3 protein-coding genes are annotated in these 1,396 nt (G+C 39.7%); all 3 read right to left on the bottom strand.

Annotation, left to right across the window (positions count from 1 at the left end; translation table 11 throughout):
* Positions 1 to 56 precede the first annotated feature (56 nt).
* On the bottom strand, positions 57 to 203 hold the full coding sequence (locus D0T57_RS15300; RefSeq protein ID WP_163274338.1) for a hypothetical protein: 147 nt from the start codon (positions 201 to 203) through the stop codon (positions 57 to 59).
* 179 nt (positions 204 to 382) lie between these two features.
* The gene (locus D0T57_RS15295; RefSeq protein WP_163274337.1) at positions 383 to 634 is read right to left on the bottom strand and encodes a hypothetical protein; all 252 of its coding nucleotides are present in this window, start codon (positions 632 to 634) and stop codon (positions 383 to 385) included.
* Positions 635 to 722: 88 nt separating this feature from the next.
* A complete protein-coding gene (locus tag D0T57_RS15290; protein WP_163274336.1) occupies positions 723 to 1,100 on the bottom strand; it encodes a hypothetical protein in 378 nt (125 codons plus the stop codon).
* Between the last annotated feature and the right edge of the window lie 296 nt (positions 1,101 to 1,396).

Genomic DNA, 1,396 nt, shown 5'->3' with positions numbered 1-1,396 from the left:
CAAAACTAATTTCAAAAATGTCAAAGAACGAAGCGGTTCAAGTGAACCAAATTTATTTAATTTTTAATCGTCCATTTTTTTTTAGTGGACAGTAGTGAATCCTGTTTTTTCTTCAATTCCTGCAATGCCAATGCAAAACTACCTACAAACCTGCGTTTTTGCCCCTGAAACGGTAGCGGGGCTGTTTTAAACACTTTACTCATTTTAAATGTCCTTTAAACTCTCTTTAAATTAATAATTATTACTTTTGCAACTCTCAGGCATAAAAAAAGAGGTGTATGCGCACCGAAACAAGGACTTATAGTCCCTGTCGTGGTGCGCATACACCTTTATCATTAACGGACTGCCTGAGAAACATCCGTTATGAAGGCGGGGATTTTTCTTATCCCATCAAAATAAATACTATACAAATAGGCACGCCCCCCGCCACCGTTGCCAGCAAATCGAAAATATCGAAGCGATTGCCGCGATATTTATCGTAACACTCCTTTGCCAACCCCACGATAACAGGCAGGAACAAACACCACACGCAAATAAAAGTAGGCATAGCCAGCAACATGCCGATGGTGAAATGCAATAGCTTGTCCTTTGGTATCGCATTTTCTATTTTTAGCTGTATATCACTTATTTTCATAATAGTAGCCCCCAACCCCCGAGGGGGCTTTACAGAGAGGGTATCTGTTTTTGTTCTACAATCTATTTTTATAAGAAAGCTTATAATATTATGGTCTGGTATAATCTAAAGAATCAACCACCAGCCCCTCACTCACAATAAATCCTTCCATTTCTTCCAAGCTACCCGCCTCGAATACCATCACGCCATCGCCCGGATATACCCTTGATGCATTCGGTATGTCGTAACCATCGTTCAGTATCTTGCCATCCTTATATAGCAACTTATAAGTTTTTGTGCTGCCTATCTTTGCCATTTTCGCCCTCGCAGGCTCATTGACAGTGAGGGTGACACCTTTGTCTATTAATGTTTGTATAGCCGCAAGGACCTCTGGTGAGCCTGTATGAGCGGCGCAACCTGAGAGATTTAATCCTCTCTCAGAGCCAAATGGCATTTGAGAAATATCAACCAAAAACCTATCTGTCATTGCAGGTGTCCAAGCTTGTGAGGTTTTTAAAATTTGTATGCTGCGCATCGTCCTCGCAGGAATTATATCCATACCGCTGTAAATCAAACCACCACTGGTGTAGATCGCAACTACTACACTAGCTGTATCAGTCAGTAATTTAGCTAAATCACCAGAGTATTTATTATTGTCATATCTCGCGGAAAGATTCAAATGCCCTAAGTACATGACAAAAATATCATAGGGTTCATATTTTCTTTAAAATCAAGTTTATCTAACCACTGAAAAATATAATCAAGTCCATATTTGAAATAACT

This window comes from Dysgonomonas sp. 511, assembly GCF_010501105.1.
In the GTDB taxonomy this organism is placed as follows: domain Bacteria; phylum Bacteroidota; class Bacteroidia; order Bacteroidales; family Dysgonomonadaceae; genus Dysgonomonas.
Note: the sequence above shows the minus strand (reverse complement) of the source record. Positions and strands in the feature narration are given on the sequence as shown.

Excerpts from the sequence above, each read along its gene's own strand:
- D0T57_RS15300 (WP_163274338.1), bottom strand. The coding sequence starts at position 203 with ATGAGTAAAGTGTTTAAAACAGCCCCGCTACCGTTTCAGGGGCAAAAA.
- D0T57_RS15295 (WP_163274337.1), bottom strand. The coding sequence starts at position 634 with ATGAAAATAAGTGATATACAGCTAAAAATAGAAAATGCGATACCAAAG.
- D0T57_RS15290 (WP_163274336.1), bottom strand. The coding sequence starts at position 1,100 with ATGACAGATAGGTTTTTGGTTGATATTTCTCAAATGCCATTTGGCTCT.